The organism is Sporomusa sp. 246TCP1, from assembly GCF_057319775.1.
In genome coordinates this window covers 1,945,671-1,972,670 of sequence record NZ_CM170492.1, presented here as the reverse complement: position 1 = coordinate 1,972,670, position 27,000 = coordinate 1,945,671, and the positions used below count along the sequence as shown (strand labels likewise).

Here is a 27,000-nt window from a genome sequence, read left to right as displayed (position 1 = left end):
AAGCTATTCCATAATGTCCGCATCATCTTCCATGGATTCATAACCAGTAAAAGCTGTTTGGTTGGTTTCTTTCTTTGATGCACACATTTTCCCCATTTTGTATACTGCCGGAATAGCAAGAGCATGGACAAACAGGAAGGCTCCCCAGCCAATCGCAGGGCGCATGAATAACCAATACATTAAGATGTCACCTCCACAAGAGGATGAAATAATACTCTTATCAGACTATCTATCATCTAATTCCACATACCTGTAAACAACTTGAGAATGTGTGTAGATTTCATACCGGATCTAATCCATCGTGAACTTCTCAATCATTATGTTTTTTTCACTATGCATTTGTCCTTTTTGGGGGTCAACTGTCACTCCTTTAAGTTTCTTTCGTGGTGATTGCGCCTGCTCTGAAACAGCCAAGGCACCGCCGGCAGCCGTGACTGCCATTCGGTGAAATTGCCGCCTGGTATTATGTTTAATGCGTTCGAATTGTTCTGATAGAGTTTCTGCAGGCTGGGTAGTACTTTCCCGCTTCAGCAAAAATATCCTCTAATTCCTCTTTCATGGCAGTGCCTACATGTTGAACTTGATCGGTTATGTTTAATAATCCTCGTGTTGTGAGTACTGCAGCAGAACGCAGTCCTTTGCGGATCGGCGGCAAAGCCAAAGCTAGAGCTGTGCCTGAAGCAATTAGTGTAATCGGGGAAGTGTGTCTTAGAACACGAGATCCCCAGCGAACAATATTATACAAAAAGATCCCTCCTTGTCCTTTTATTCATTTTTCCCCGTGAATAAACTTCTATGCATGCGTATTATTATCCTAAAAATAACACATATGGTTAAAATAACATGGATACAATAGTTCATATGATTTCTTAAACTTATCTAGGGGGAACTTGAATGCTTGCTTTGTTTTCAGAAAAAGACTACCGACTTTTGCCAGGACGGCTAAGAATAACTATTCCTGGGCTTCGAAAAAACTCAATGTTGGGTACTTTTATTGTTGAGCATATTAGTAAAGTTACAGGCGTTAAGGCAATAACAGCAAGCGCTTTGACTGGACGCGCACTTATTTATTTTGATCAAAGCAGGATTAGTTTTCCCTTGTTATGTAAAAAAATTGAAAGTGTATGGGAGCGTTTTGGGGGCCGACCGGAAAAAAAGGAAATAAATGAAAATGTAATTCCGCCAAGTATATACAGCCAAAATAGTAACGACCCCGGCGATATGAAAAAGCTGTACGTATTAGCCACTGGCGGAGTACTGGTAGGGTTACTTGCCAAACGGATGTTTGTCGGGCGCTCGCCACTGGCGTCAGCAGCTAACATTTTTAATCTAGCTGCTTTAATAACAATTATAGGGAGTTACCCCTTATTACGACGCGGGGTAGATTCATTGGCTAAAAAGAAAAGAGTTAACTCAGATCTTTTGTTGTTTGCGACAACGCTCGTCCTGCTGGTTATGCGGGAAAGCATAACCGGATTGTCAGTTTTGGGAATTGTGTATTTGAGCGACTTGTTCCATTATGTTATGCAAACTCGCTCACGGAATGCCATCAATAAAATAATGGCAGCAAAAAAAATGACTGCTAGATGTTTACATGATGGTGAACTAAAGATGGTGTCGGCCCAAGCGGTGAATGTTGGCGATACTGTTATCGTGCAGGCTGGAGAGCGAGTCCCGGTAGATGGTGAGATTACAGATGGTAAAGCCATTGTAAAGCAAGCTGCCGTAACTGGTGAGTGTACGCCTATCAGCATGAAGAGTGGTGACTACGTCTACGCAGGCATGTTAATTCAATCAGGCATGCTTACCATTCGGGCAGCACGGGTAGGTAGAGACACGTCCATAGCCCACATGCTTAAGATGGCTGAGCAGGCAGCTGCTACGCGAGGTTCATTGCAGCATACAGAAGATTACTATGCACAGAGACTGATGCCATGGACAATGGGGATTGCTGCCATTATCTTTGTAATGACTCGCAATTTCTATCGTGCATTAACTGTGTTACTTGCCGGTTGTCCGATTGCTGTATCAATAGCTAAGAATACGGCTCTAGGTACAGCAGTAGCCGATGCCGCTCGAAAGGGCATTTTCATTAAGGATTCACGGTGTTTAGAGGTTGCAGGGCAGACTGAGGTAGTTTTGTGGGATAAAACGGGTACTCTAACTACGGGAGATCCCACGATCACGGAAGTGATATCACTAGAACGAGCGCATAACAGCCAAGAAATATTGCTTTTGGCTGCCTCAGCCAAACAAGACAATTGCCACCCGTTGGCCAGGATGATCGTAGACGAAGCCAAGCACAAAGAGTTAACTATCGAACCAGTCAAAACTGAAGTGCTTGTTGGCTATGGAGTCAGAGCCTATATCAATAAACGAGTAGTTTTAGTAGGCAATGATTTTCTGATGCGGAAAGAACATGTAGATATAAAGAAGAGTAAGGCTCGTGCATTACGGTTGGAGCATTTTGGAAATAGTGTTATATATGTTGCAGTTAATAAAAAACTGGTAGGTTTAATCGGTGTAAAGGAACATATACGACCGGAAAGCTATCAAGCTATTGAACAACTAAGAGTCGTTGGTATACCACATATTGGATTAGTAACAGGGGACTCGGCAAACACGGGTAATGCGGTGGCAGAGGAGCTGGGTATTAAACACTACTGGAGCAATATGAAACCGGAGGATAAAATTCAGACAATTAGCCAACTAAGACGAAAAGGGTATCCAGTTATGATGGTGGGGGATGGGATTAACGATTCGCCTGCACTGGCAGCTGCTGATGTTGGTGTGGCCATGGCCGATGGTTGCCCGGAGCTTGCCCTGCGAGCGGCCAATGTCGCTATTGCAGGGGACGACCCGAGAAAGGTTCCTCAGATGATAGCCATCGGCAAGCGAACCAACCAAGTAATACGTCAGAACCTTTCCTTTGCTGTTGGGGTTAATGTAACGGGTATTGCCTTGGCAGCAGCCAATATCATCTCTCCCTTGGTTGCATCGCTTTTACTTAATTTTAGCACTCTTGGCGTTATCGCCAACTCTGCCCGGTTACTTTCAATAGGTAACGGTTCAAGCTGCAAGCAGGGTGGTTTTGATTTACAACATTTGGCTTCCTCTGAACAGATTGCCGCAACAGTCCCCCTACCTGTGAAAAGCGCAGGATTTAGTACCAGGAGATATCATTGTATTAGAAGCCGGCGATCGAGTACCTGCCGATGCCAGGCTGCTTACTGCTTCCCAATTTGAAGTAGAAGAATCTTCATTATTTGATGAAAGCATTGTTGACAGCAAGTCTTTGCAATAATGCCAAATTGGTGCCAGGTAAGAAATTGCAAGGAACGTTAGCCAGGCTGAATGACCAGCGAAAAGAATGGGCAATTGATGGAGATCCCACAGAGGGTGCGCTTATTGTTGCGGCGGCTAAAGCAGGTATACAGGCTAAACAGTTAGAGAACAAGTTTAGCAAAGTAAAGGAAATACCTTTTGAATCAGAGCGAAGAATGATGTCTGTTGTTTGTCAAGAACAAGAAGACAAGACAGCGCTGTATTGTAAGGGGGCGCCCGACACTGTAATAAATGTCTGTTCACATTACCTGTTAAATGGTGTTCCTGTTCCTTTAGGTGAAAACACCCGTGAATTCTAAAAAAGAACAATAAAATGGCAAGCCAGGCTTTGCGAGTGCTAGCGGTAGCATACAAACATATGGATACTAAAGAGGAGTACACAGATGCGCTTGGAAATTGGCATCTAGCGGCAATGTAGTTGTCGCTAGAACATTGACGTTAGCCATGTTAGCTATTAGTCAATTCATTCATATCTTTGATTGCCGAATAGAAAAGGAAGCGGGAAGAGTAAGTTTGCTTAGTAACCCCTTACTGATTGCTGCGGTTACCTTATCCATGGTTATGGTAATTGGATCAATCCACATACCCTTGCTTCAACCAATATTTGGTACAGTAGCACTACGTGGTTTCGACTGGCTATTGGCGGTAGTTGTGGCTGCTGCCACAGCTGTTATTGATTTTAGCAGTGCTCCTGTGTTGTCAAAAGCCATTCCTAATAGTACGTACCCATTGTACCTTGCGTGCCAAAGCCGATGAATGCCTAAAGAAATAACAGCCTGATCTCAATGAAACGAGGGCAGGCTGTTTTTTGTACAAGTGGCGTTGAGTGCCTGTAGGGGTTGACCATTGAGTTCAATCAAACGAGGTAAATTCTACCCGATTATGTAAATAAATTGTTAACATATTGTAAATTACATTGATTATCCAGGGTTTTTATATATATAATGGCTTCATAGTCCAAGGATCAGATAATCATACTACGGTTTTATATTTACATAAATAAAGGGGTGACCTAAATTAGAACTATACAATCTGATTAAATCACGGACTTCAATCTGATATAGCTTTCAATATGGATCACGTATTAATCTTGAGGATCAGAGAGAGTACAATTGGTAATAAGGGGTAATATAAATGAAATGGTTTGCTAACATAAGAATAATTTATAAGTTAAGTATTTTAATTGTTTTGGCTGTTATATCTCTAGCCGTTGTGGGCTATACGGGTTATTATTATGTGTCAAAATCTAATCAAAACTTGACAACAATGTACAAAAATAACTTGTTGCCGGTGCAATTTCTGAATAATAGTGAAGCACAATCGAGACACTTTCAAGTTGATATGTTGGAGCTTCTGCTTGCTAAAGATAATAAACGTATTAAAGAAGTGAAAGATGATATGGACAAAAGAAGAACTGCATTTGCCACCGATCTGGAGGAATTTGAAAAGGCAGATTTAGATCCGTTTGAGGTTGAAACGCTTAGAAAATTGCGTGAGGAACTAAAATACTATGCCGAGAGCAGAGATACAGTAATTAATTTGTCAATGAAGAGCGACAAAAAAGCAGAAGAAATCTACGAGTTATATGTACAGACTGTTGTTTCCCGTATGGACACATTTCAAAAATACACGCAAGAGCTTGCGGATTATAATGTAAAAAAGGCCAAGGAGAAAAATGATCAAAATCAAATCGATTTTGAAAAATCTAAGATAATAATCTTTGGAATTATGATGACGGCAATTCTCCTGTTTATTTTGTGTTCCTGGATGATTGCCAGAATAATAACAAAACCCTTACAGGCAATGGTATTAGCGTGTGAAGAGTTAGCTACCGGAGATTTTCGTGATAGACCACGTAGGTTTGTGACGAAAGATGAAATTGGTCAATTAGGTGATGCTCTTGCAAACATGCGGGGGAGTCTCCGTACCGTTCTCAAACAGGTCAATGAGTCGGCTGAACAGGTGGCAGCTTCTTCGGAAGAATTGACTGCCAGTGCCGAACAGTCAGCGCAAGCAGCGAACCAAGTAGCCGTATCTATTAGCGATATTGCACAAGGCGCGGAAAGTCAACTAAAATCAACAAATGAAGCATCTGCCGTGGTAGAGCAGATGTCAGCCGGTATCCAACAAGTAGCTGCTAGTTCCAATCAGGTGGCCGACAATTCCGCTCAAGCTGCCGAGATGGCAAAAGAAGGCGACAAGTCGGTGGAGAAGGCTGTTAGTCAAATGGCTCACATTGAACAGACTGTCAATAATTCGGCACAAGTAGTTGCTAAGTTGGGCAAAAGATCGCAGGAAATCGGCCAGATTGTCGATACGATATCCAGGATTGCCGGACAGACAAACTTACTGGCGCTCAACGCCGCAATTGAGGCTGCCAGAGCTGGTGAACAGGGAAGAGGATTCGCTGTCGTGGCGGAAGAAGTCCGTAAGCTTGCCGAACAATCACAAGATGCGGCCAAACAAATTGCTGATTTGATAAGCGAGATTCAAGGGGACACCAATAAAGCCGTTGTGGCTATGAATGAAGGCACCGAGGAGGTTAAGGTTGGGACAGAGGTTGTCACTACAGCTGGCCGCGCATTTAAAGAAATTGTGGCACTGGTAACACAAGTATCTGAACAAGTAAAGGAGATTTCCGCTGCTATTCAGCAAATGGCAGGAAATAGCCAGCAAATCGTAGCATCGGTGAAGGAAATCAATGGGCACAGTCAAACGGCGGTTGGACAAGCCCAGATGGTGTCGGCGGCTACAGAAGAACAATCAGCATCCATGGAGGAAATCGCCTCATCCAGCCAGAGCCTTGCCAATTTGGCTCAGGATCTCCAGACAGCCGTCAGCCACTTTCGGGTTTAGTATTGTATGAAAGGATGGATGGTTATCGTGGCATCTGAACATTTTTCCGATATATTAAAATGCGGCATAAAATAGTGAATATCTCTCATTCCCTATTTTATGCTAATCATACCAGCTAAGTGGAACGCCTATATGAAAGCGCCTTTGGTAGCAAGAAGATCAGTGGTGCGTAATCCCCGGCGTACAAATGGAAAAGCTAAGGTAACTGTTGCACTTGTTAGGATAAGGCCTGTAGGTGTAAAACTAGCCAGCATTCGCGATCCCCATCGTAAAATATTCATAGAGCAAGTCTCCTTACTTAATTAATTGTATTCACCTTAATGTTTCCTGTCCGTGCTTGTCCTATGTAATATTCTTAAATGGTTAACTGTTTTCATTCGAATGAAAGGAATTTCCATTTTTTATTGAAATTATAGATAAGTATACTAACGGAACTATCAAAAACAAAATTGAAAAGCCGAGAAACACTGGATAGATAGATTTATTTAGGCAGCGAACGGTAAGGAAAGGTTTGCGAAGATAAATTACTGGACGGAGTGTAGTATGGTTTATTAAAGATTAACGTTTAAGATTAGTCAAGGTGAACCGTAACCATTAGTAACGGCGAAAAATGGCCTCAACTCTTGTAAAATCAAGGGTGGGGCTTTTCTACTGTTAGGTCATAAACTATTGAATTATAATCAGGTGTTCTGTGTATTTAGCGGTAATCTAATTTATTATGGTGTCTGGGAGGTGTAATAATTGAATTGTATTAGCGAAATAGAGCTGCAGGAGTATTTGGAGGGGAATGTGCATTCCCTGGAAAAAGTGATTATTGAAGAGCATCTTAAAACCTGCAACAACTGTAAAAGCGAGCTTTTGGTACTCAAGCTTTTGCTGTGGGAGCTAAAAAATGATTACAAACTAACCGCTGAAGAAAAACACCCGTTTTACGTTAGAAAATGTGCTAACGGCACTTTTATGATTTCCAGGCCTGACAATGGGAAATATGTTGTATAAAGTAGAAAATTGTCAATATTTACAGAGTCTTAATATAAAGATAATATTCGCAGGAAGCTGCTGGTGTAAGATTATTATGTGAACTATGAACAGTGGACTTATGATAAACATCGGTGTTATGGGGCCTAAAAAGGGGGGCATAGTTAAATCTGTAAGTGCCGCAGAATTAGCCCAAATGCTACAAATTAATAAACCAAAATATGAGGGAGACGGTAAAATGAAGCTTACGGCAAAAATGATCTTGTCTTTTAGTTTGGTGGTATTGGTTGCTTTCATGGGATTTGCTTACACAATTTATAAGGTTGGCGATACAGTAAGCGAAGTAAATGACCTTAAGACAATAGCCCTTCCCAGTCTTGAAAAAATTAACGAAATTTCCTATAATTCTTTAGGCCAGTCAGCCAATCTTCGTGGCTATTCCATGTATGGGAAACAACAGTATGTGGATGAATACCGGAGATTGTTGGCGACGAATGGAAAACTGGAAGAAGAATTGATTACCTTGGCTCAAGATGAAGACACAAAACGTAAAATTAAAGAAATCCAAGCTCTGGAAAAGCAATATGGTCAGTTAGCCGACAATAAGTTTTTTCCGGCGATGCAGGCCGGTAAAAGAGATGAAGCAGATCGGGCGGCCGTAGAGATGGCTCCTGTAGCCAAAGCCATGTATGATAAAGTAGTCGAAATAAAAGCAACAAATAACAAGGCTATGAATCAATCTATGGAAGATGCCGTCAACAGTGCTAATGCCGCTAAGCGCACTTCGATTATAGCTGCCGTTCTGTCCGCTATTCTTGGTGTTGTTATTGGTGCCTTCAGCGCCCGCAGTATTGTTAAACCGTTAAAATTCATGGTAACAGTATGTGACGAATTAGCTGCTGGTGATTTTCGGGATAAACCACGTCAGATGGTCCGTAAAGATGAGATTGGTGACTTAGCAAATACGTTGGCAGCCATGCGAGACAGTTTACGTGCTTTAATGAAACAAGTTAATATTAGTGCAGAACAGGTTGCCGCATCAAGTGAAGAACTTACGGCCAGTGCTGAACAGTCGGCGCAGGCATCTAATCAGGTGGCCGCAGCCATTACCGATGTCGCTCAGGGTACTAACGAGCAAATTAATGCTGTTAGCCAAACAATGGCAGAAGTTGAACAAATTTCCGCCGCTATTCAACAAACAGCAGCCACTGCGAATCATGTTTCTGCTGCAGCCACTAACACAACTGATGCAGTAAAGCAAGGGCAAGAAGCTGTAAATAAAGCTGTTTTCCAGATGGGGAATGTCGGCAAAGGTGCCAATGAGCTGCAACAGACTGTAGACAAGCTGGCAGACAGTTCAAAAAAAATTGGTCAAATTGTCAATGTTATTAGCGGTATTGCCGGACAGACCAACCTGTTGGCCCTTAACGCTGCTATTGAAGCGGCACGTGCTGGTGAAGCTGGACGTGGGTTTGCTGTGGTTGCAGAAGAAGTCCGGAAACTTGCCGAACAATCAGAGACTGCTGCTAAGCAAATCACCAATCTCATTAATGACAATACCAACAGTATTGATAATGCTGTTGCCGTTATGAATACCAGCGCTGAAGATGTTAAGGTTGGCATCGACGTAGTAAACGGTGCTGGACAGGCTTTTGAAGCCATTGCTGAACAAATTACGGTGATGGCTGGTCAGGTTAGAGAAATATCGGCAGCCACCCAGGAAGTTGCTGCCGGTAGCCAAAGGATTGTTGAATCAGTCAAACATATTGAAGAAACATCTAAAGCTGCATCTGTTCAGGCTGAAACCGTTTCGGCTGCAACAGAAGAACAATCGGCCTCGACGGAGGAGATCGCATCTTCCAGCCAGGCATTGTCTACGTTGGCTACAGATATGCAACAAGCCGTTAGTATTTTTAAAATATAGGACAATCCCTTGTGTTATTTCGTGTCCTTAGAGCATACTATTAGGACACGAGAATTCCGTAAGGCTAAACAAGCTAAGTTTATTACGGAACGAATTGACCAGCAGGCCATGTAACTGGCCTGTTTTTTTACCTTTGAATCGGCAAAAATAGGGCAGCACACTATAGATGGTTCTCTTTAGCTATGTAGCCAAAGAAGTGTGGATTTAATTCCTAGTTGCAGGATAGAAAACACCCGCTTGTTTGATACTAGTATACCAAGGAGGTGTTTTTATGCATTGGTTACTGATGCCAGCAGTAGGCTGGGGCGCTTTTTTGCTAGTACATGCTATCGGAATACCAATTATCTATGGTCTTGGCAAGAACATGGGAAAAGAAAAAGCCAAGAGCACTTGTTCTGAACAAAGATTCGAGGACATGTAATAAGCAGGTTAAAAAGCTGTTGACATATATGGTCAACAGCTTTTTAGCGCCCCAACCGGCCAGTCAAGACCGCCTTCGCGGCTAGGTAGGGTTCAGCCAGTCATTTTTCCCCATGAATAATGCTATGGTCATCTTTATGCTTTTATTTAGCACATATGGCTTAGCTAACATGGATACAATAAGTACATATGATTTGTTCAAACTTGGCTAGGGGGAACTCGTAATGCTTGCTTTGCTTTCGGAAAACGACTATCGGCTTTTACCAGGACGATTAAGGATAACTATTCCTAATCTTCGAAAAAACAGCCTGCTTGAAGCTTACTTTGTTAAACAGTTGAGTAAGGTTACTGGCGTTAAAACAATAACAGCAAGCTCACTAACCGGGCGTGCTCTTGTTTATTTTGATCAAGCCAGGATTAGTTTCCCAGTGCTATGTCAAGAAATTGAAAATACGTGGGAGCTTTTTTTTGAACAGCAGGTACACCAGGAAAGTAAGTATGAGGTACTGTCGCTGCCAAAGGAAACCAGTCAAATCATGAACGATCAGGGCAGTATAAAAAAGCTATATGTACTAGCCACAGGCGGGGTTCTGACCGGGTTACTTGCCAAGCGGATGCTTGTGGGGCGCTCGCCGCTGGTGTCATCCACGAACGTCTTTTACCTAGCTGCCTTGACGACAATTATAGGGAGTTACCCTTTATTAAGAAGAGGGGTAGACACCTTGGCTAGGAAGAAAAGAATCAATTCCGATTTATTGCTTTTCGCAACAACGCTTGTCCTACTGGCTATGAAGGAAAGCATAACCGGTCTGTCAATCTTGGGGATTGTGTATCTGAGCGACCTGTTTCATCACGTTATGCAAACCCGCTCACGGTATGCCATCAGTAAGATGGTAGCAACAAAAGAACTGGCTGCTAGACGTTTGGAAAACGGCGAAGCAAGGCAGGTCTTAGCCGGAGATACTGTTATAGTACAGACTGGAGAACGAGTTCCGGTAGATGGTGAATCTATAGCCTATATGTTTAAGATGGTTGAGCAGGCCGCCGCTACACGAGGAGCGCTACAGCAACCAGAAGATTACTATGCGCAAAAGCTGATGCCTTTGACAATGGGTATTGCTGCCATGATCTTTCTCATTACTCGTGACTTCTACCGCGCATTAACCGTGTTACTAGCCGGTTGTCCGATCGCAATATCGATAGCTAAGAATACGGCTCTAGGTACGGCGGTAGCCGACGCAGTACGAAAGGGTATTTTTGTAAAGCAATCCCGGTACTTAGAGGTTGCAGGGCAGACAGAGGTGGTTTTGTGGGATAAAACGGGTACTTTAACTACGGGGAATCCTACAATAACAGAAGTGATATCACTACAACAAAAGCAGAGCAACCAGGAGATATTGCTACTGGTTGCGTCAGCTGAACAAGGCAATTGCCATCCGTTAGCCAGGATGGTAGTAGAAGAAGCTATGAAAAAAGGACTAACTCTTGAGCCCGCCGAGAGTAAATTACTTGTTGGTTATGGAGTAAGAGCCTATATAAATCAGCAAGAGGTTTTAGTGGGCAATGATTCTCTGATGTACAAAGAACACATAGACATAAAGACAAGTAAGGCTCGCGTATTACGGATGAAGCACTTTGGCAATAGTGCTATTTATGTTGCGGTTGATAAAAAGCTAGTAGGCTTAATTGGGGTAAAGGAACACATACGTCCGGAAAGCTATCAGGCCATTGAACAATTACGAGTTGTCGGTATACCTCATATCGGCTTGATAACAGGAGATACGGCTAATACGGGTAATGCAGTGGCCGATGAACTGGGTATTAAACAATACTGGAGCACCATGAGACCCGAAGACAAGATTCGGATAATAACCCAGTTAAGACGAAAAGGGTATCCAGTCATGATGGTGGGGGATGGAATTAACGATTCGCCCGCCCTGGCAGCGGCCGACGTTGGTGTCACTATGGCCGACAACTGTCCGGAGCTTGCCCTGCGAGCGGCCAATGTCGCTATTGCCGGGGATGACCCAAGAAAAGTTTCCCAGATGATCAGCATTGGCAAGAAAACCAATCAAGTCATACGTCAGAACCTTTCCTTTGCTGTCGGTGTGAATGTTGCGGGTATCGCCTTGGCAACAGCCAATATTATCTCGCCATTAGCAGCATCGTTATTACTAAATTTTGGCACCCTCGGTGTTATCGCCAATTCTGCCCGGCTATTTTCAAAAGGTAACCATTCAGCCTGTAAACAGGATAGACAAATGGTCTGTACAGGATGATTCATTTTTCGCGATAAGAAATCCTCGCCTTTAATCTTTACCAAGGCAAAGGGACAATCAAAACTACGAACAGGATAAGTATGGTAAGGGAAGAAGAGTTCTTGGAAGATAGGAATGCGCACCCATAGCCTAGGGCTTCGGGTGCGCTTATACTGTAAATAAATTGTGATGTATGTAGATTTATGCCGGATCTAATCCATCGTGAATTTCTCGATCATTGTGTTTTTTGGCATTACTATGCATTCGCCCTTTTTTGGGGTTCTCTACCACTCCTTTAAATTTCTTTCGTGGTGATTTAGCCTGATCGGAAACTTCCGAGGTACTGTCTACAGCCGTAACTTCCGTATCATTATGCAATTGTTCTTCTTGAGGAACATCCACCACTTCTTTAAATTTGTTTTGTGGTGATTGTGCATGCTCGGAAACTTCCAAAGTACTGCCTGCAGCGGTAACTTCTATATCACTATGCAGTTGCTCTTCTTGAGGGGCATCTACCACTTCTTCAAATTTGTTTTGTAGTGAATGTGCATGATCCGAAACAGCTAAGGCGCCGCCGGTAACCGTGACTTCATTTCGGCGAAATTGACTTTTGGTATCATGCTTGAATCGTTTGAATTGTTCTGATAGAGTTTCTGTAGGCTGTGTAGTACTTTTCCTCGCTTCAGCAACAAAATCTTCTAGCTCCTCTTTCATGGTGGCGCCTACGTGTTGTATTTGGTCGGTTATGCTAAAAAATCCTCGTGTTGTGAGGATTGCTGCTGATCTTAGTCCTTTGCGGACAGGCGGTAAAGCTAAAGCTAAAGCTGCGCCTGTTGCGATTAGCATAGTTGGGGAAGAACGTGTCAAAACACGAGATCCCCAGCGAATGAAATTATGCATAGTAAAAATCCTCCCTTATCTTTTTGTTCATTTTCCCCGTGATGGCCTTTTTCTATGCATGGTATTTGTCGATAACTAGGAGAACAAGCCCAAGGATTGTGTAGCGGCGTCAAAAACAGATCTGGAAAACTTAAAAGCTGAGAGCACAGTCGGTACAGAATAAGAACGAAGTTGCCCGACTGTGGGAGGAATTACTGGGTCCGATTATTTGGCTATTAAACAGCGAAATAAGGAATCCCGCGATAATCTATTAGCCGGTATTTCGCGGATAAGAATGAAATTATTTTAAAACAATCAAAACCACCCGTTGGACGGGTGGTAGCTTCGTCAATTGCATCGCGCAACTCGTGTTTAATTTCCGTGGCCTTATCCGACATAGCTACTACACCAGTAGCGGTAGTAGCTATAATGCGGCGACGATGTCTCCGGGCATGATCATTTACTTCATCTGATTTTTTACTAATGTCTCTGGTGGTAGTTTCTTCTGTTGTACGTGCTTCAGCCATAAATAAAGTCTTCGGCATTTTCTTTGAATTTGGCAATAACACCTCTCGTCTGATTCGTTATTGCCTGAACTCCTTTAGCCCCCTTATTACAGTTATTAATACAAATATTCCTTGTACTTTGAAACAGGAAACACTGCACTTTTATGCGGAAAGTAAGGTGGTTTGATGCAATTTATCTCATTATGCTAATAATACTCTTGCCAATAAGGCGAATTATTATTGGCACCATTAGATTGCGCAGCAAGCTTAGTTGCAGGAGGAATACAAAGCTAAAAAAAGTAAAAGTTGCAGCAAGGTCTCGTACCGTACTGCAACTTTTTTCCTATGGAATTTGCGAGATCTGTTTATGGTTATCAGGTATTTGAATATTGGTTTAAAAAAAGCAGTAATTCGTTTATGGACCAATGTTCAGTTTCAACTTTGCTAATAACTTCGTCAGTATTTTTAGTAATCGTCGTATCAACTATATGTATATTTTTAGGGGAGTCTTGAAAGATAAGTCGTTGTCCTTGTTCCACAGGCCAGCTTTCTTTAAGTATCCATTGATGTTTATTCATTGCCAGTTCCCCTTTTATTGTTATATAAATATATTCCAGCATAATACTCAGAAATCCTGCCAATAAATGTTATGTCAAAAAATATACAGTTTAAACGAGAAATCAATAAATCCTAGTATTATTGCTTCGCTTCAGGGGAAGGAAATTGGAATGGTTGGCTTGTTCGATACACGAATAAGAACGAAAAAATATTTTATAGGCTTAAAGTATTGTTAATTTATTGTTAAAATATATATTATGTGCAGGATATAAGTTAAATTAGGCTGAACTTCCAATATATAATAAAATGCAACAAAAGCAGCATTTGCTAATTGAATTAAAGGATAGGTGAACGGCAACTCATGCAAAATGTACAATCCAGCCGATTATTGAAGAAATGTGCTTGGATATGAAATCGAGAAGACTTTTCGTTTGTAGTAAGTGGTTTAGTCTAATGCTGGCCTGCTTTTGTTTTTTGGTATTGGTTACAGGAGGATGCGCTTTTTATCACCCGCAAACAACGTCAACCGAACCGTCAGGCCAAAGACAATCACTCCGTATAGGGGCAATACCGGTTGAAAGTATTGAGAAGACAACGGATCAACTGCAACCGTTTATTGAATATCTAGAGAAAAAAAACGGTTTTAAGGTCGAATTAATTGTCAGCAACGATTATCGAAGTGTGATTGATAAAATGCACTTGAAAGAAATTGACATAGCAATGTTTGGACCATTTTCCTATGTCTTAGCACATAAACAAACTGGTGCTCAAGCGTTTGCCAGTACTGAGAGCAGTAAGACCGGTAAGAAGTACTACAGTGTACTCATCGTTCATCCGGAAACTGGCATCGAAAATATCCACCAGTTGCGGGGCCGCCGGTTGGCCTTTACTGACCGGGAATCGACTTCAGGGTACTTGGTTCCTAAAGCTATGCTGCTGAAGAACGGGATTGATCCGGATAAGGATTTGGAATCCTTAGAATTCTTAGAGCATCATGATGCTTCGGTTTTAGCGGTAAAAAAACGTTTAGTTGATGCAGCCGCAGTTTCGAGCACTATTTTGCACAATATGCGGGAAAAAGGGCTCATTGGAGACAAGGATTACCGTATAATCCAAACGTCAGAGGCGATACCTGGTTCAGGAACGGTATGGGCTTATCGCGAAGGGCTTTCAGCAGATTTCATTGCAAAAGTAAAGGCATCTTTTTTTAGTGCCAATCATGAAGAAGGTGCCCTAGGAATTTTTGCAACAGAAGTAGGCACCTTCTTTCCGGTTGACGACCGTGAGTACGATGTCATCAGGGACACTTCTCATATGTTGGAGATGGAAAAAGAGTGAATGTTACCAAATATTTTAGTAGGAAAGCAACAGATTGGTCGGTTTCGATCCAACTTAGAACCTTAGGTGCCGTACTGATTATGTTGGCTGGTTTTGGTTTCGCTGTTTCAATCTATGTGCATACCTTTTCAGAGGATATCTATGCAACCCGCAAAAATAGCTTAGAAGTTATTATTTCACTCGCTCATAATTCTATCAATCCTGTTTTAGAAGATAAAAACAACGGAAAAATAACCATCGGTGACGCACGAATCAGTTCAACCGAGATAATAAACCAGTTGGTCTATGATAACCAGGGTGTTGCTAATTACGTGTTTTTAGCAACTTATGAAGGATACGTTTTGGTTGAACAGCCTTCTCCGGAAACGGTCGGAACTTATCAGATGCAACGAAAGGATGCTTACGGAAACTCAATTACCAAGCTTCTTCTTGAAAAAGCTAAGGCTGGCGGCGGATTTGTTGAATATTATGAACCAAAACTTCCCGAAGGGAAACCGCAGAAGAAACTCTCCTATGTTATTGGCCTTCCTGAAATTGAATGTTATCTAGGGACCGGAATTTATGTAGATGATATTGCTGAGTCAATTGATCAGCTTAAGCAAAAGCTGCTGTGGCTGGGTTTTATCATAATAACAATTGTTATTATTTTACAATATTATTTTTTGCGGCCATTACTACGTTACCAATATTGGTTATCGGATGTCTTTAAGCATTTGAGCAAAAATCCGGCGACAATAAATTCTGTCCATATGCCGTCAGGATTTAATAACGCGGACACTGATCAGCTGTTAGCCAATCTGCGCCTCATGCTTTTAAATTTCACTAACCATCAGCAGAGTATTGAGAAAAGTGTTGAAAAGTTTCGACAGATTGCCTATGCTACCAATGAAATAATATGGGAATGGAACAGCGAAAGCCGGACTACCGAGTGGTCAGGAAACATAAAAGAATTGATAGGCTATGAACCATCAGGCTTCGGAGCTCATTTCGAAGTTTTTAACGACTGGGTTTACCAGGATGATCAAAAAAAGCGCCGTCAGGCATTAGCAAGTTATTTTTCGGGGAGCGATGAATTTTACAAATCTGAATATAGATTATATAACTCTGCTAAAAATGAATATAATTGGGTTCTGGCCAAGGGGATAAGTACTTTTGACAAAAACAAGGCTCCTATCCGGTTTGTCGGGTCGATTAACTTGCTACCGGAACGTCTCCGGCTAAATAAGCCGGAACTGAAAGAAGAACATGTCAGGTTTGAATTGGGTAACTATCAGACCATCGGAGCTATTGTTCAACTTACGCCATCTTTTAATACTGACGCGTTGGTAATTGATGTAAAAAAACGTTTAGACAGTGAATTATGGCAGGGCGTAGTAGTTGTCGAAAATAACAGACCGGTTGGCTTAGTGATGAGAGATGCTTTGAATTTCCAACTAAGCAGCCAATACGGAGTATCACTTTATTATGGGCGACCAATACGGATTATAATGGATGAACAGCCGCTTGTTGTCGATGTGGGCTGTTCCTTGGAGCAAGTGTCCGAGATGGCCCGGAATAGGGCACAGGCCAAACAATATGATCTGATTATCGTTACCGATAGTGACGAATATCGGGGCATTGTTTCTGTAATGGACTTGTTGTCAAGCATCACCGATTTACGGATTATGTTGGCAACTAACGCGAATCCGCTCACAAGACTACCGGGTAATCTGGTTATTGAAGAAAAGTTGAAACAAGCATTACAACAAAATTTTGCCGCAATTTACATAGACTTGGATAATTTCAAAGCGTTCAATGACAAGTATGGTTTTGAGATGGGCGACAAAGCTATTAAGCTTACTGCTTCCATCATGAAAGAAGTAGCAGCGGAATATGATGAAAAGGATGCGTTTTTAGGCCATATAGGTGGAGATGATTTTTTAATTTTGCTCTATAACCTAGATTACGCAATAGAATGGGTTGAACGAATTATAGCAAAATTTGATGCTCAGATTTCCAGCCTTTATTTGCAAGAGGATTTGGAAAGAGGATATATTATGGTTCTCGATCGTAGAGGTGAAAAACAACAGTTTCCTTTAATGGGTATTTCAATTGCGCTTGTAGATAACCAAAATCATCAGTTTACAAACTATCTTGAAGTCAGCGAAGTTGCCGCTCAGTTAAAAAAAAGAGCCAAAATGATTGAGGGATCGACATGGGTAAGTGATCGGCGAGGGTCAGTTAAGTAGTATTGGATAGAAACCGGTTGAATGGGAAAATCAAACGACAAAGGGAGGGCTAAAAATGGCGAAGAAGGATACAAGCCCTAACGGTCTCAATATACTCGGCAGAGCCTGGAAGGAATTGAAGAGAATTAATTGGCATGAGATAAATAGACTTTGTCAACGAGAGTAAATGGGTGCTTCTTCCGTGACAGTATCCGTGAGCATTATGCGGAAGGAGAAAAATTAGTAAACAATATAGTAAATCATAAATCGGAAACTTTTTAGGAACACCTTTACCTTCGGGTGCTCCTTTTATTATTGGTACATAGCTTCCTGTTTCAAGATTCGCCAGTATATACATGGTACATTTTGGACAATATAACCAATGAATTTGGGAATAAGATTGGGGGGAAAGAGACATAATGAAAAACATGGAGGAGCTGCAAAAAGATGAACGCCAAGAGCAACCACCGGTAAGACGAAGCCAAAGGCTAAAAAATAAAATCGTCCAGTCATCAAACGAAGAGACGTTAGCCGGTTTGGAACAGGTCTTTGAGGCCAAATTAGCAGCCGTACAGAGCTATGAGCAGCGCATGTCTACGATAACTGACCCCTATGCACTCAAGGCTTTACGGCAGATGATAGAGCAAGAGCGGCGCGAATTGATGCGTTTGGCTGAACTTATCGAATATGTAGAAGTCAGCCCTGATATGAGCGGGGTCGGACGTCTTAACAGGCAATTTAATCATCGCGTTAAGTCAAGTACTGGACGCCCCCCTGGTTTCTGGCTGGCGGCGGCTTTGGTAGGAGCTGTGCTAGTTCCGAGTGTCCGTGAGACTCTGCGACCATTAGCGTTAAAGACTGTTCAGGGAGTAATGGAACTAGGAGAACAAGCCCAAGGATTGTTTAGCGGCGTCAAAGAGGATCTGGAAGACTTAGTAGCAGAGGCCCAATTTGATAAGTTCAAACAGTCTGTCGAAACTTCCTTTGATGAATTGCCAGTTGACGGTGGAATTGATAATCCGAATTTAAGTGAATGAGGTGAGGTAGTATGTCAATAGGGACCGAGCGGCAACTTCGAATTGAGTATTTAGCCGAAAAATTGCGAGGACTCAGCCGTGAATTGAAAGACACGGTAGATTTAAGTATCCAGCTGCGGGCGGAGTCGGCGCAGAATAAGAATGAAGTTGCGCGGCTGTGGGAAGACTTTTTGGGTCAATTATTCGGTTACATCAAGCAGCGAAGTAAGGAGTCGCGCGATAATCTGTTAGCGAGTCTTTCATGGTCAAGGATGAAACTGTTCTAGAACAGCCAGAATATTGGCAGCAAGGTTTCATACCGTGCTGTCATTTTTTTGCCCAGCAGTAAAGTAGTTTTCTGGATACGACTAAGGCTTCTGCCGGCGTCCAAAAGGAAAGGGGTGACATGCGAGACTATTGTCACCTCTGTGCATAGGAAATCTGCATTATACTGAAACCGTAAACTGTAAGGAGGAAACAGCTTGTTCTTATCCGTAGAACAACGACAAACTTATCGCGCATTACCCGGACGATTACGTGTCAGTGTACCGGGATTATGCCACAATAAAAAATTCGCAAGCTTTTTAACCGAACAGCTGGCATCTGACCACAACATTATCTCAATCAGTGCAAATTACCTCACTGGGCGAGCGTTAATTTATTTTAACCAGAATAGGCTCAGCGTAAAGGAAATCCAACAAGTCTTAACACAGGCATGGGGGCGGTTTTGTCGGGGAAACAACAGTCTAACGTTAAACCTACAGCAGTTTGCCGACGGCAGTCCTAGCCTGGTATCTTTACCAGGCTCTAACCCGCAGATAGCAGGCCTTGCGTACACTGGTTCCAGTAAGCTGTGGCATACTGAAAACATGGAAAGTGTCTGTGATTTACTTAATACCTCAGATCGTTTTGGTTTGAGCGACTGGGAAGCTGCCAGCCGCCTTAAGAAGGTGGGCCCCAATAAGCTTACCGAAGGAAAGCGGGCAACGTTTTGGGAACTGCTGCGCAATCAATTCAAAGATTTTATGGTGCAAGTGCTGCTTGGAACCGCCGGGATTTCTTTTGTTTTGGGGAAACGTAGTAACGCCCTCCTGACAGGGTCTATTGTAGTGGCTAATGCCGTTTTGGGTGTTATTCAAGAACGCAAGGCCGAGCAGTCTATGGAAAGCTTGCAGAAACTGGCCGCACCACAGGCACGCGTGATTCGTGCGGGCCGGGTTAGAAAGGTGGCGGCTGAGAATTTGATTCCGGGTGACTTGATCGTCCTGGAAGCAGGTGATCGGGTACCTGCTGATGCCCATCTAATAACTGCAGTTCAATTTGCTACTGAGGAAGCGTCGCTTACTGGTGAAACAGTACCTGCCAAAAAAGATCCGAAATATCGTGGAAGTGAAGACACTACTCTTGGAGATCGCAAAAACATGGTGTTTATGGGCACAGGTGTAACGCGGGGGCGAGCCACGGCGATCGTAGTTGCGACAGGAATGAAAACAGAGATGGGTAGAATCGCTTCACTTATCCAGCATCAAACCGAAGAGCTTACGCCGTTGCAGTGCAAGCTAGAGCAACTAGGAAAGTACCTTGTTTACGGTTGCTTAGGCGTCTCTGGAGTTGTCATGGTCACCGGAATATTACGGGGTCAAGGATGCTTGAATATGCTGCAAATTGCGGCAAGTCTAGCTGTAGCAGCCATACCGGAGGGCTTAACTGCGATTGTTATCATTGCCTTAGCCATGGGCGTACAACGTATGAGTAAACGAAATATAATCATCCGCCAATTATCATCGGTTGAAACACTTGGCTGTGCTACTGTAATTTGCTCAGACAAAACAGGAACCCTTACCAAAAACGAGATGACGGTTCGCATGGTATACACGCATGGGCGTAATTGGCAGGTAGCAGGCGAGGGCTATGCACCTGTAGGCGACTTTTTTCTGGATGAAGGGGGGCCTGTTAATGTTCATGAGAATGCCGAACTCTATCAAACGCTGCTCACTGGCGCATTATGTAACAATGCCCGATTGAATCAAAGTAGGGTTTCTAAAGAAGATAATGTATTGCCGATGAATGAACAGTGTAATGTTGTTTGGAAGGTGGAAGGTGACCCTACTGAAGGTGCCATCCTGGTGGCAGCGGCTAAAGCGGGCTTATGGCGAGACGAACTAGAAAAAACATTTATAAGAGTTTACGAATATCCGTTTGAATCAGATCGACGCATCATGTCAACTATCTATAAAACTCAAGTGGGCGATATGATCCTGAATGTTAAAGGGGCAACAGATCGTGTATTAGCCGCGTGTACCCACTATCTTCGGAACGGTGAGATTCGCCAGTTGGACGATACGATTCGTGCTGAAATTATGTGCGCGAATGATGAGATGGCCAATAAGGCTCTTCGCGTTTTGGCCTGCGCGTATCGGGTAATGGAGCAGTTTGACGAAGATAGCGATGAAGAACCGGAGCAGGAAATGATCTTTTGCGGTCTCATGGGCATGATCGATCCGCCCCGTCCGGAAGTTCCGCCGGCAATCGCCAAATGTCGTCAAGCTGGAGTAAAAGTCCTTATGATCACAGGTGACCATCAACAGACTGCAAGTGCTGTCGCAAGAGAAATCGGCCTGTTACGAACTGGGGACAGAGTTTTACTGGGTAGCGAAATAGACCGGATGTCTGACCAACAGCTTGCCGATGCGGTCGAGACCAGCACGGTATTTGCCCGTACTTCGCCGCAACATAAGCTGCGGATAATAAAAGCATTAAAGCAACGAGGCTATGTGGTGGCAATGACCGGCGATGGTGTCAATGATGCACCGGCAGTAAAAGCGGCAGATATTGGGATCGCTATGGGAATTATGGGGACAGACGTAACCAAAGAAGCTGCTAGCATGACACTGTCAGACGATAATTTTGCTACCATAGTACGCGCCATGGAGGAGGGGCGGTCTATTTATGCGAACATTCGCAAGGCCATTCGCTATCTGATAGCGACCAATGTCGGTGAGGTTATACTGATGTTGCTGGCTGTGTTAATGGGATTACCGTTTCCGCTCATCCCGATTCAACTTTTATGGATCAATTTGGTGGGAGACGGGCTTCCAGCCGTGGCGCTGGTGAATGATCCACCTGCCCAGGATATTATGAGCCAACCGGCAAGAACGGCGAGCGATAGTGTGTTTGCCGGCGGTCTGGGGATGAAAGTGGTCGTTAGGGGCTTGATTATCGGCCTTACTAGTTTGGCGTTGTATGTATGGAAATTGCGATCAACCGGCAACCTGGCTTTTGCGCAAACCATCGTATTGGTTCAACTTGCACTCAGCCAATTTGTGCATATTTTTGATTGCCGCGGCGAAAAACAAACAGGAAGGGTAGGTTTGTTTAGTAATCTGTGGCTTGTTGCTGCGGTAGTCTTGTCGATGGGTATGGTTGCTGCCAGTGTCCACATTCCATTATTACAGTCAATTTTTGGTACGGTTTCTTTATCTGCTGGCGACTGGGCTGTGGCTAGTGCTCTGGCGTTGGCGACTGGGATAATTGATGCCGGAATTTCACGTGCGCGCGCTATTCCAGACTTAGAAAGTACTACCGCTTGTAGTGACGCAATATAGAAGGTAGACGACAGCTAATAAAGCGTAAATAAAAAAACAAGAAACGCACTAGCATGGTGCGTTTCTTGTTTTTTACGTGGCGGGAAAAGTAATTGTATGGTGACTTGTGAGAGACAGTTAAACTGGATCGGTTACTAAGTTATCCCTTTCGTGTTGGTGTGTCCCAGGTTCAGGTGAAGCTGGATCACCACCTTGGGCCCCCTTGCTCTTAGCTTCGTCGATTGCGTCGCGAAACTCATGTTTAAGTTTCTTGGCTTTATCCGACATAGCTACAACACCGGTAGCAGTAGCGGCTATAAGGCGGCGGCGATGCTTCCGTGCGTGATGCCTTACTTGGTCCCATTTCTCAGCAATTTCACTGGTTGTATCTTGTTCTGTCATGCGTGCTTCAGCCACAAAATCCTCGGCATCTTCCTTGACGCTGGCGATAACACCTTTCATCTGGTCTGTTATCGCCAGCACTCCTTTAGTAGCCAGAAGAACTGTAGATCGTAGTCCCCGACGTACCATTGGCGACGCTAATGCAACTGCTGCTCCGGTTAGGATAAGACCTGCAGGCGTAGTTCGAGCCAGCATGCGCGATCCCCAATGCAAAACGTTCATAGATTATCCCCCTTTTTTCAGTTAATAATACAAGCTTTCCCTGCTATTGCTTGACTTATGTACTACTCACTCTGGCTGAAATAGTCTTCCTTTTATCTACTTGAAATATGAATGTAAGGTTAATGAAACCTTTACATAGAGTTAACTTGTACCCATAGTAAATGGTTTACACTTTTCTTAAAGTGAAGAAAGGATGATACAGGCTATAGCTATTTGGCAGATTAAGTTAGTTAACCGAGATGTTGTTCAATATCGTCAAAGGTTGAAGAGCCGGGGCTTTATTTCTGCAAATTATTTTTCTTCTAATGGTTTTGATTTGACAAAAGTACGCTGACCTTATATCAAGAGCTGGCTAATAAATTATGATAGTGTTGTTTTTTATGCCCGAAATTTTACAAAGACGATCCTTCCTTTATCTTATAGGATTTCTAAATGAACTGGAGGGCATTTAAAGTGCAGGCTGTAATGAAATGGTTAAATAGTAATAATAGTTTTTTTAAAGCTTTTAACTGGGCAGTTACCATCGGTTGTTTGACCATCATATTTGTTATATTTGTAGGAAAAAGCGGAAATCCGTACATTTGGTCGTTCGCCCATTTCCTTGGCGGTATTGGTAACGATCTTTTCTTAATAAGTACGAATATACTGATCATTGTTTGGGCATGGAGGCAACGCTTGCGAAGCATTATTAACCTCACGTTGGGAGTTGATTTGCTCGTTTGGATGATTGTTCAGGGTATTAAACTCCTAAAAATCAGTCCATGGTATCTTCGACCCAACGGCGGTGCTGGTGGTTTCCCAAGCGGTCATGCTACCCATGCATTTGGTATGGCATTTTTATTAACCTTGTTCTTTCCGCGATTTGCCTGGTTATGGTACGCTATTGCCGCAGCCATCTCCTGGTCAAGAGTAGAAACCGATTGGCACACGGGTTTTCAAGTGGTTGTGGGCGTTATTTTAGGAATTGTTATTGTCTGTGGAATGGTCATCAGGTGGCTTAAACATCAAAATGCGGTAATTATTCAGACGGCACCGCAAGTACAAGGTAAGTCTGTTCAGTCACAACCGGTCGTATTAGTTGAGTAAAATGTACGAAAGCATGTTTTTGTTTCCTATCAGCTAAAATTAACACTGCTTTAATCTTCGTTTTTGCAAACATGATACTATATTTTCTGAGTTTGAATCAATGTATCTTGTAAAAAAGTAGGTAAACAAATATGGGAGGCGATAGAATGAATTTAAAGACTAAACTTACAATTATTTTTTCAGCGTTAGCTGCATTGATTCTTCTATTATCATCAGTAGCTGGTTATATGTTTACTAAAGAACAAGTAACTAATGGCATTCAGGCAGAAATGACGGCTACTATAAATTCTCATGTTAACAAACTAGATGGATGGCTCGTGAGTAAGGCAAAGATGTTAGAAATAACTGCTGGAACATTACAAAGTTCATTTGGTGATAACGAAATTACTGTGCCCATGTTAGCTGGTTATAAAAGGGTTGATAAAGAATTATCTGATGTATATTTCGGATCAACGGAAGGTAAAATGGTGGATGGAAGCGGTTGGACGCCGCCCGCAGATTACGATCCCCGTAGTCGGAGTTGGTATAAGTTATCGATAGAGCAAGGAAAACTCGTTTTTTCTGATCCCTATTTGGATCAGGTAACAAAAAAAATGGCGGTATCGGTGGCTATGCCTTATAACAGTCCAACAGGGCAAGTGCGCGGTATAATTGCTCAGGATATCTTGTTGCAAACGCTTGTTGATAATGTAAAAGAAATCAATCTGTATGGGGCAGGCTATGCTAATTTATTTGACACCAAAGGCTTAATCTTGGCTCACTCAAACCAAGATCTAGCGTCCAAGAATGTCTTTGAAGTGGATAAATTAAAAGATGTGTCAGCCTATTTTAAAGAGATGATGGACAAAGAACAAGGCTATGTCAAATTCAAAAATAATGGTGAGGCCATGCTAACCGTTTACCAAAAAGTACCGTCCACTGGATGGATATTAGCCATAACAGTACCGGAGGAAGTTATCTTTAGGCCGCTTGCCCACTTGGAGTGGCTGCTAATCTTAGTAGCGTGTGGCGCTATTATACTAGTGGTTATAGTTACATTTATTACAGTAAAGCGTGTAACCAACCCAATTGAAAGTCTAGCAGGACAAGTAAACCGGGTGGCGGATGGCGATCTTACAGTACAAGCAAAAGTTGACGGCAAAGATGAGATTGCAAAGCTTGCAACTGATTTTAATAAAATGGTACATAACTTGAGAAGCTTGATATCACATGTCCATAATAGTGCTGAACAGGTGGCGGCATCCAGCCAAGAACTTACCGCAAGTTCCGAACAATGCTCTCAAACGGCCAATCAGGTAGCGACGTCTATTATCAAAGTGGCTACAGGTGCATCTGAACAATTGGAAGCGGCAAATGAAACATCTTCTGCAGTAGACCAGATGTCAGTAGGTATTCAACAGATTGCTACCAATGCCAACCATGTGGCAATTCAGTCAGTTCAGGCGGCTGACAAAGCCCAAGAAGGTAGCAAGGCAGTGGAGATGGCTGTAACCCAGATGAGTCACATTCAGGACACTGTTAATACTTCGGCCATGGTAGTGGCCAAGTTGGGGGAAAGATCAAAGGAAATTGGTCAGATTGTAGATACTATTTCAGGTATTGCCGGACAGACTAACCTTTTGGCTTTAAACGCTGCTATTGAAGCAGCACGAGCGGGAGCCCAGGGCCGGGGTTTTGCGGTAGTGGCGGAGGAAGTTCGAAAACTCGCTGAACAATCTCAAGTTGCTACGAAAAAGATTACTGACCTTATCAGAGAAATCCAAGGAGATACTGACAAGGCTGTAGGGGCTATGAGCGATGGTACACGTGAAGTAAAAACCGGGGCCGAGGTTGTCAATGCAACTGGGGTTGCCTTTCAAGAAATTACAGAATTGATAACTGAAGTGTCGGGACAGGTAAAAGAAATTTCGTCAGCTATCCAACAGATGGCAACCAGTAGCCATCTGATCGTGGATTCAGTTAAGAGAATAGATGAACTTAGCAAGAAATCTGCGGGTGAGTCTCAAAGCGTTTCGGCTGCAACAGAAGAACAATTTGCTTCCATGGAAGAAATCGCCATATCTAGCGAAGCTCTGGCGAAACTAGCCCTGCAACTGCAGGCGTCGGTGACCGAATTCCAGATATAATATGTAAGATAACACAGAAGGCTCTGTCGAAAGCGGCAGAGCCTTTTGTGTTCATTGAGTCTGATAATCGCATGGAGATTGTCAAAAGCCATTGCCAGCTGACTTCCTGATAGTACTAATTTTCATTAAAATGAAAATTGGTATTGACTTAAATTAATTTCGGTATATACTTAAATTAACATAGTAATATATGGGTGTGGCTATTGGCGGTTATACTATATCTTTATTAAGGAGGTTGGCAATATGGGATGTAAAGACGAAAAAACAAAAGGCGTAGGTCGTCCTAAGGTCAAGGAGAAAAGAAAACCACGATCAATCAAGGCGACAGAGGCAGAATGGAAGCGTATCGTAAAACTTTTAAAACAGATTGATAGTCCGAAGGCAGTGGCTATTATGACTGCTCTAGAAAGTTATCTTAGCCAAAAAGGAATAGATCAAGTCGACGAAACTCCCCAAAGAGAGAACTAAAGTTAATTTTCACCCGTGAAAAAGATAGTTTGGAGGGGATAATTCTATGAATGTAAGAAAAGGCTACCAGGAAGAACTCCACGAAGTCAATGAGCAAATTAGTCGGATGGGAAAACAAACTACAACATTTGTTGCTGAGGCGGTGGAGGCCTTAATTATCTTTGATACCGAGAATGCGGAAACTATTCGTCATCATGAGCGTGAAATAGATGCATTACACCGCGAAATTGAAGAAAAATGTATTGCTATCATAGCCACTCAACAACCAGTGGCCGTTGATCTGAGATTCCTAATCGCCAGTATCAAGATTTCTGCAGAAATTGAGCGAATTGCCGATTATGCAAACAATATTGCTAAAATAATTCACAGAAAACTTTCGGGATTGGACTTAACACCAGTTTCCCATTTAGGTAGTGTTATCGGAGATATGGGGAGTTTGGCAATAAATATGTTGACTGATACATTGAGAGCCTATGAAAGCAGAAACCACGATTTTGTCGTTATTGCCAAAGAGCAGGATGCAGAAGTAAATTCAGCTAATTATAAATTGTTTAACCTAATGATTGACTCTGGTAAAAGAAACGGTGGCCTATCCCAGGCTATGTTAGAAATACACACCGCCATTCGCTATCTTGAACGGTCTGCTGACCGGGCGGTAAATATCGCAGAATGGGTGTTCTATATGGGAACCGGGTTTCGTTATGTTGGGCTGAGATGAATTTTAGTCTTAGTCTTATATACTGCGGAAATCCTAGTAATGCGAGTGTTCTCACGATTTTCAGAGGATTTGCGCTGTCATGGACAAAAAACGAGGAGTAAGGCTATGA

At 42.8% G+C, this 27,000-nt stretch carries 24 protein-coding genes and 1 pseudogene; 18 read left to right on the top strand and 7 right to left on the bottom strand.

Features of this window, described 5'->3' with window-relative positions; genetic code table 11:
• Positions 1 to 3 precede the first annotated feature (3 nt).
• Both AC1ECB_RS09790 and AC1ECB_RS09785 read right to left on the bottom strand, forming a co-directional pair.
• A complete protein-coding gene (locus AC1ECB_RS09790) occupies positions 4 to 180 on the bottom strand; it encodes a hypothetical protein (protein ID WP_485668519.1) in 177 nt (58 codons plus the stop codon).
• A gap of 111 nt (positions 181 to 291) precedes the next feature.
• Positions 292 to 534 carry a twin-arginine translocation signal domain-containing protein gene (locus tag AC1ECB_RS09785; RefSeq protein ID WP_485668518.1) on the bottom strand — a complete coding sequence of 81 codons (243 nt, stop codon included), beginning with the start codon at positions 532 to 534 and terminating at the stop codon, positions 292 to 294.
• Between the two features lie 360 nt (positions 535 to 894).
• Here AC1ECB_RS09785 and AC1ECB_RS09780 point away from each other — a divergent pair.
• The 5 genes and pseudogenes from AC1ECB_RS09780 to AC1ECB_RS09760 form a co-directional block, all read left to right on the top strand.
• Positions 895 to 3,039 (top strand): annotated as a pseudogene (locus AC1ECB_RS09780) (heavy metal translocating P-type ATPase); the annotation flags it as partial.
• 139 nt (positions 3,040 to 3,178) lie between these two features.
• The gene (locus tag AC1ECB_RS09775) at positions 3,179 to 3,304 is read left to right on the top strand and encodes a P-type ATPase actuator domain-containing protein (protein WP_485669311.1); all 126 of its coding nucleotides are present in this window, start codon (positions 3,179 to 3,181) and stop codon (positions 3,302 to 3,304) included.
• On the top strand, positions 3,270 to 3,644 hold the full coding sequence (locus tag AC1ECB_RS09770) for a hypothetical protein (RefSeq protein WP_485669310.1): 375 nt from the start codon (positions 3,270 to 3,272) through the stop codon (positions 3,642 to 3,644). Before AC1ECB_RS09775 ends, AC1ECB_RS09770 begins: the two co-directional genes overlap by 35 nt.
• Before the next feature lie 97 nt (positions 3,645 to 3,741).
• Positions 3,742 to 4,101, top strand: a complete 360-nt coding sequence (locus AC1ECB_RS09765; protein WP_485668517.1) for a cation transporting ATPase C-terminal domain-containing protein — start codon at positions 3,742 to 3,744, stop codon at positions 4,099 to 4,101.
• A gap of 378 nt (positions 4,102 to 4,479) precedes the next feature.
• Positions 4,480 to 6,201: a methyl-accepting chemotaxis protein gene (locus AC1ECB_RS09760; protein WP_485668516.1), complete on the top strand. Its 1,722-nt coding sequence runs from the start codon at positions 4,480 to 4,482 to the stop codon at positions 6,199 to 6,201.
• A gap of 128 nt (positions 6,202 to 6,329) precedes the next feature.
• Here the strand turns inward: AC1ECB_RS09760 and AC1ECB_RS09755 are convergent, their stop codons facing one another.
• Positions 6,330 to 6,482, bottom strand: a complete 153-nt coding sequence (locus tag AC1ECB_RS09755; protein WP_485668515.1) for a hypothetical protein — start codon at positions 6,480 to 6,482, stop codon at positions 6,330 to 6,332.
• Positions 6,483 to 6,942: 460 nt separating this feature from the next.
• On the opposite strand from AC1ECB_RS09755, the gene AC1ECB_RS09750 reads away from it, so the two are divergent.
• The 4 genes from AC1ECB_RS09750 (at position 6,943) to AC1ECB_RS09735 (ending at position 11,802) form a co-directional block, all read left to right on the top strand.
• Complete coding sequence (locus AC1ECB_RS09750; protein ID WP_485668514.1) at positions 6,943 to 7,200, top strand: hypothetical protein; 258 nt, start codon at positions 6,943 to 6,945, stop codon at positions 7,198 to 7,200.
• A 217-nt stretch (positions 7,201 to 7,417) separates the two neighbouring features.
• Complete coding sequence (locus AC1ECB_RS09745; protein ID WP_485668513.1) at positions 7,418 to 9,103, top strand: methyl-accepting chemotaxis protein; 1,686 nt, start codon at positions 7,418 to 7,420, stop codon at positions 9,101 to 9,103.
• 271 nt (positions 9,104 to 9,374) lie between these two features.
• Positions 9,375 to 9,524, top strand: coding sequence for a hypothetical protein (locus tag AC1ECB_RS09740; RefSeq protein WP_485668512.1), 150 nt, complete (start codon positions 9,375 to 9,377; stop codon positions 9,522 to 9,524).
• Between the two features lie 223 nt (positions 9,525 to 9,747).
• Positions 9,748 to 11,802: a heavy metal translocating P-type ATPase gene (locus tag AC1ECB_RS09735; RefSeq protein ID WP_485668511.1), complete on the top strand. Its 2,055-nt coding sequence runs from the start codon at positions 9,748 to 9,750 to the stop codon at positions 11,800 to 11,802.
• Between the two features lie 180 nt (positions 11,803 to 11,982).
• Here AC1ECB_RS09735 and AC1ECB_RS09730 read toward each other — a convergent pair whose 3' ends face one another.
• The 3 genes from AC1ECB_RS09730 to AC1ECB_RS09720 form a co-directional block, all read right to left on the bottom strand.
• On the bottom strand, positions 11,983 to 12,681 hold the full coding sequence (locus tag AC1ECB_RS09730) for a hypothetical protein (protein WP_485668510.1): 699 nt from the start codon (positions 12,679 to 12,681) through the stop codon (positions 11,983 to 11,985).
• Between the two features lie 215 nt (positions 12,682 to 12,896).
• Positions 12,897 to 13,187, bottom strand: coding sequence for a hypothetical protein (locus AC1ECB_RS09725; protein WP_485668509.1), 291 nt, complete (start codon positions 13,185 to 13,187; stop codon positions 12,897 to 12,899).
• Positions 13,188 to 13,540: 353 nt separating this feature from the next.
• The gene (locus AC1ECB_RS09720) at positions 13,541 to 13,744 is read right to left on the bottom strand and encodes a hypothetical protein (RefSeq protein ID WP_485668508.1); all 204 of its coding nucleotides are present in this window, start codon (positions 13,742 to 13,744) and stop codon (positions 13,541 to 13,543) included.
• Positions 13,745 to 14,120: 376 nt separating this feature from the next.
• Here AC1ECB_RS09720 and AC1ECB_RS09715 point away from each other — a divergent pair, with 376 nt between their 5' ends.
• From AC1ECB_RS09715 to AC1ECB_RS09695, 5 genes are all read left to right on the top strand, one after another.
• Positions 14,121 to 15,062: a phosphate/phosphite/phosphonate ABC transporter substrate-binding protein gene (locus AC1ECB_RS09715; RefSeq protein WP_485668507.1), complete on the top strand. Its 942-nt coding sequence runs from the start codon at positions 14,121 to 14,123 to the stop codon at positions 15,060 to 15,062.
• Positions 15,059 to 17,290 (top strand): cache domain-containing protein, encoded by a 2,232-nt coding sequence (locus tag AC1ECB_RS09710; protein WP_485668506.1) that lies wholly within the window; start codon positions 15,059 to 15,061, stop codon positions 17,288 to 17,290. The genes AC1ECB_RS09715 and AC1ECB_RS09710 overlap by 4 nt, the downstream gene beginning before the upstream one ends.
• 398 nt (positions 17,291 to 17,688) lie before the next feature.
• On the top strand, positions 17,689 to 18,306 hold the full coding sequence (locus tag AC1ECB_RS09705; protein ID WP_485668505.1) for a hypothetical protein: 618 nt from the start codon (positions 17,689 to 17,691) through the stop codon (positions 18,304 to 18,306).
• An 11-nt stretch (positions 18,307 to 18,317) separates the two neighbouring features.
• On the top strand, positions 18,318 to 18,572 hold the full coding sequence (locus tag AC1ECB_RS09700; RefSeq protein WP_485668504.1) for a hypothetical protein: 255 nt from the start codon (positions 18,318 to 18,320) through the stop codon (positions 18,570 to 18,572).
• Positions 18,573 to 18,767: 195 nt separating this feature from the next.
• Entirely contained in the window at positions 18,768 to 21,890 is a 3,123-nt protein-coding gene (locus AC1ECB_RS09695; protein ID WP_485668503.1) for a cation-translocating P-type ATPase, read from the top strand.
• A gap of 117 nt (positions 21,891 to 22,007) precedes the next feature.
• On the opposite strand, the gene AC1ECB_RS09690 is transcribed toward AC1ECB_RS09695, so the two are convergent.
• Positions 22,008 to 22,493, bottom strand: coding sequence for a hypothetical protein (locus AC1ECB_RS09690; RefSeq protein WP_485668502.1), 486 nt, complete (start codon positions 22,491 to 22,493; stop codon positions 22,008 to 22,010).
• Positions 22,494 to 22,946: 453 nt separating this feature from the next.
• On the opposite strand from AC1ECB_RS09690, the gene AC1ECB_RS09685 reads away from it, so the two are divergent.
• The 4 genes from AC1ECB_RS09685 to phoU all read left to right on the top strand — a co-directional run bounded on the left by AC1ECB_RS09685 (position 22,947) and on the right by phoU (position 26,891).
• Positions 22,947 to 23,579: a phosphatase PAP2 family protein gene (locus AC1ECB_RS09685; protein ID WP_485668501.1), complete on the top strand. Its 633-nt coding sequence runs from the start codon at positions 22,947 to 22,949 to the stop codon at positions 23,577 to 23,579.
• 146 nt (positions 23,580 to 23,725) lie between these two features.
• Positions 23,726 to 25,705, top strand: coding sequence for a methyl-accepting chemotaxis protein (locus AC1ECB_RS09680; protein ID WP_485668500.1), 1,980 nt, complete (start codon positions 23,726 to 23,728; stop codon positions 25,703 to 25,705).
• A gap of 243 nt (positions 25,706 to 25,948) precedes the next feature.
• The gene (locus AC1ECB_RS09675) at positions 25,949 to 26,173 is read left to right on the top strand and encodes a hypothetical protein (RefSeq protein WP_485668499.1); all 225 of its coding nucleotides are present in this window, start codon (positions 25,949 to 25,951) and stop codon (positions 26,171 to 26,173) included.
• 46 nt (positions 26,174 to 26,219) lie between these two features.
• Entirely contained in the window at positions 26,220 to 26,891 is a 672-nt protein-coding gene (gene phoU, locus AC1ECB_RS09670) for a phosphate signaling complex protein PhoU (RefSeq protein ID WP_485668498.1), read from the top strand.
• Positions 26,892 to 27,000 lie beyond the last annotated feature (109 nt).

What these genes read in the sequence shown, in the direction of transcription:
- AC1ECB_RS09790 (WP_485668519.1), bottom strand. Translation starts at nt 180, where the DNA reads ATGTATTGGTTATTCATGCGCCCTGCGATTGGCTGGGGAGCCTTCCTG.
- AC1ECB_RS09770 (WP_485669310.1), top strand. Translation starts at nt 3,270, where the DNA reads ATGAAAGCATTGTTGACAGCAAGTCTTTGCAATAATGCCAAATTGGTG.
- AC1ECB_RS09760 (WP_485668516.1), top strand. Translation starts at nt 4,480, where the DNA reads ATGAAATGGTTTGCTAACATAAGAATAATTTATAAGTTAAGTATTTTA.
- AC1ECB_RS09755 (WP_485668515.1), bottom strand. Translation starts at nt 6,482, where the DNA reads ATGAATATTTTACGATGGGGATCGCGAATGCTGGCTAGTTTTACACCT.
- AC1ECB_RS09745 (WP_485668513.1), top strand. Translation starts at nt 7,418, where the DNA reads ATGAAGCTTACGGCAAAAATGATCTTGTCTTTTAGTTTGGTGGTATTG.
- AC1ECB_RS09740 (WP_485668512.1), top strand. Translation starts at nt 9,375, where the DNA reads ATGCATTGGTTACTGATGCCAGCAGTAGGCTGGGGCGCTTTTTTGCTA.
- AC1ECB_RS09735 (WP_485668511.1), top strand. Translation starts at nt 9,748, where the DNA reads ATGCTTGCTTTGCTTTCGGAAAACGACTATCGGCTTTTACCAGGACGA.
- AC1ECB_RS09730 (WP_485668510.1), bottom strand. Translation starts at nt 12,681, where the DNA reads ATGCATAATTTCATTCGCTGGGGATCTCGTGTTTTGACACGTTCTTCC.
- AC1ECB_RS09725 (WP_485668509.1), bottom strand. Translation starts at nt 13,187, where the DNA reads ATGGCTGAAGCACGTACAACAGAAGAAACTACCACCAGAGACATTAGT.
- AC1ECB_RS09720 (WP_485668508.1), bottom strand. Translation starts at nt 13,744, where the DNA reads ATGAATAAACATCAATGGATACTTAAAGAAAGCTGGCCTGTGGAACAA.
- AC1ECB_RS09715 (WP_485668507.1), top strand. Translation starts at nt 14,121, where the DNA reads ATGTGCTTGGATATGAAATCGAGAAGACTTTTCGTTTGTAGTAAGTGG.
- AC1ECB_RS09705 (WP_485668505.1), top strand. Translation starts at nt 17,689, where the DNA reads ATGAAAAACATGGAGGAGCTGCAAAAAGATGAACGCCAAGAGCAACCA.
- AC1ECB_RS09700 (WP_485668504.1), top strand. Translation starts at nt 18,318, where the DNA reads ATGTCAATAGGGACCGAGCGGCAACTTCGAATTGAGTATTTAGCCGAA.
- AC1ECB_RS09690 (WP_485668502.1), bottom strand. Translation starts at nt 22,493, where the DNA reads ATGAACGTTTTGCATTGGGGATCGCGCATGCTGGCTCGAACTACGCCT.
- AC1ECB_RS09680 (WP_485668500.1), top strand. Translation starts at nt 23,726, where the DNA reads ATGAATTTAAAGACTAAACTTACAATTATTTTTTCAGCGTTAGCTGCA.
- AC1ECB_RS09675 (WP_485668499.1), top strand. Translation starts at nt 25,949, where the DNA reads ATGGGATGTAAAGACGAAAAAACAAAAGGCGTAGGTCGTCCTAAGGTC.
- phoU (WP_485668498.1), top strand. Translation starts at nt 26,220, where the DNA reads ATGAATGTAAGAAAAGGCTACCAGGAAGAACTCCACGAAGTCAATGAG.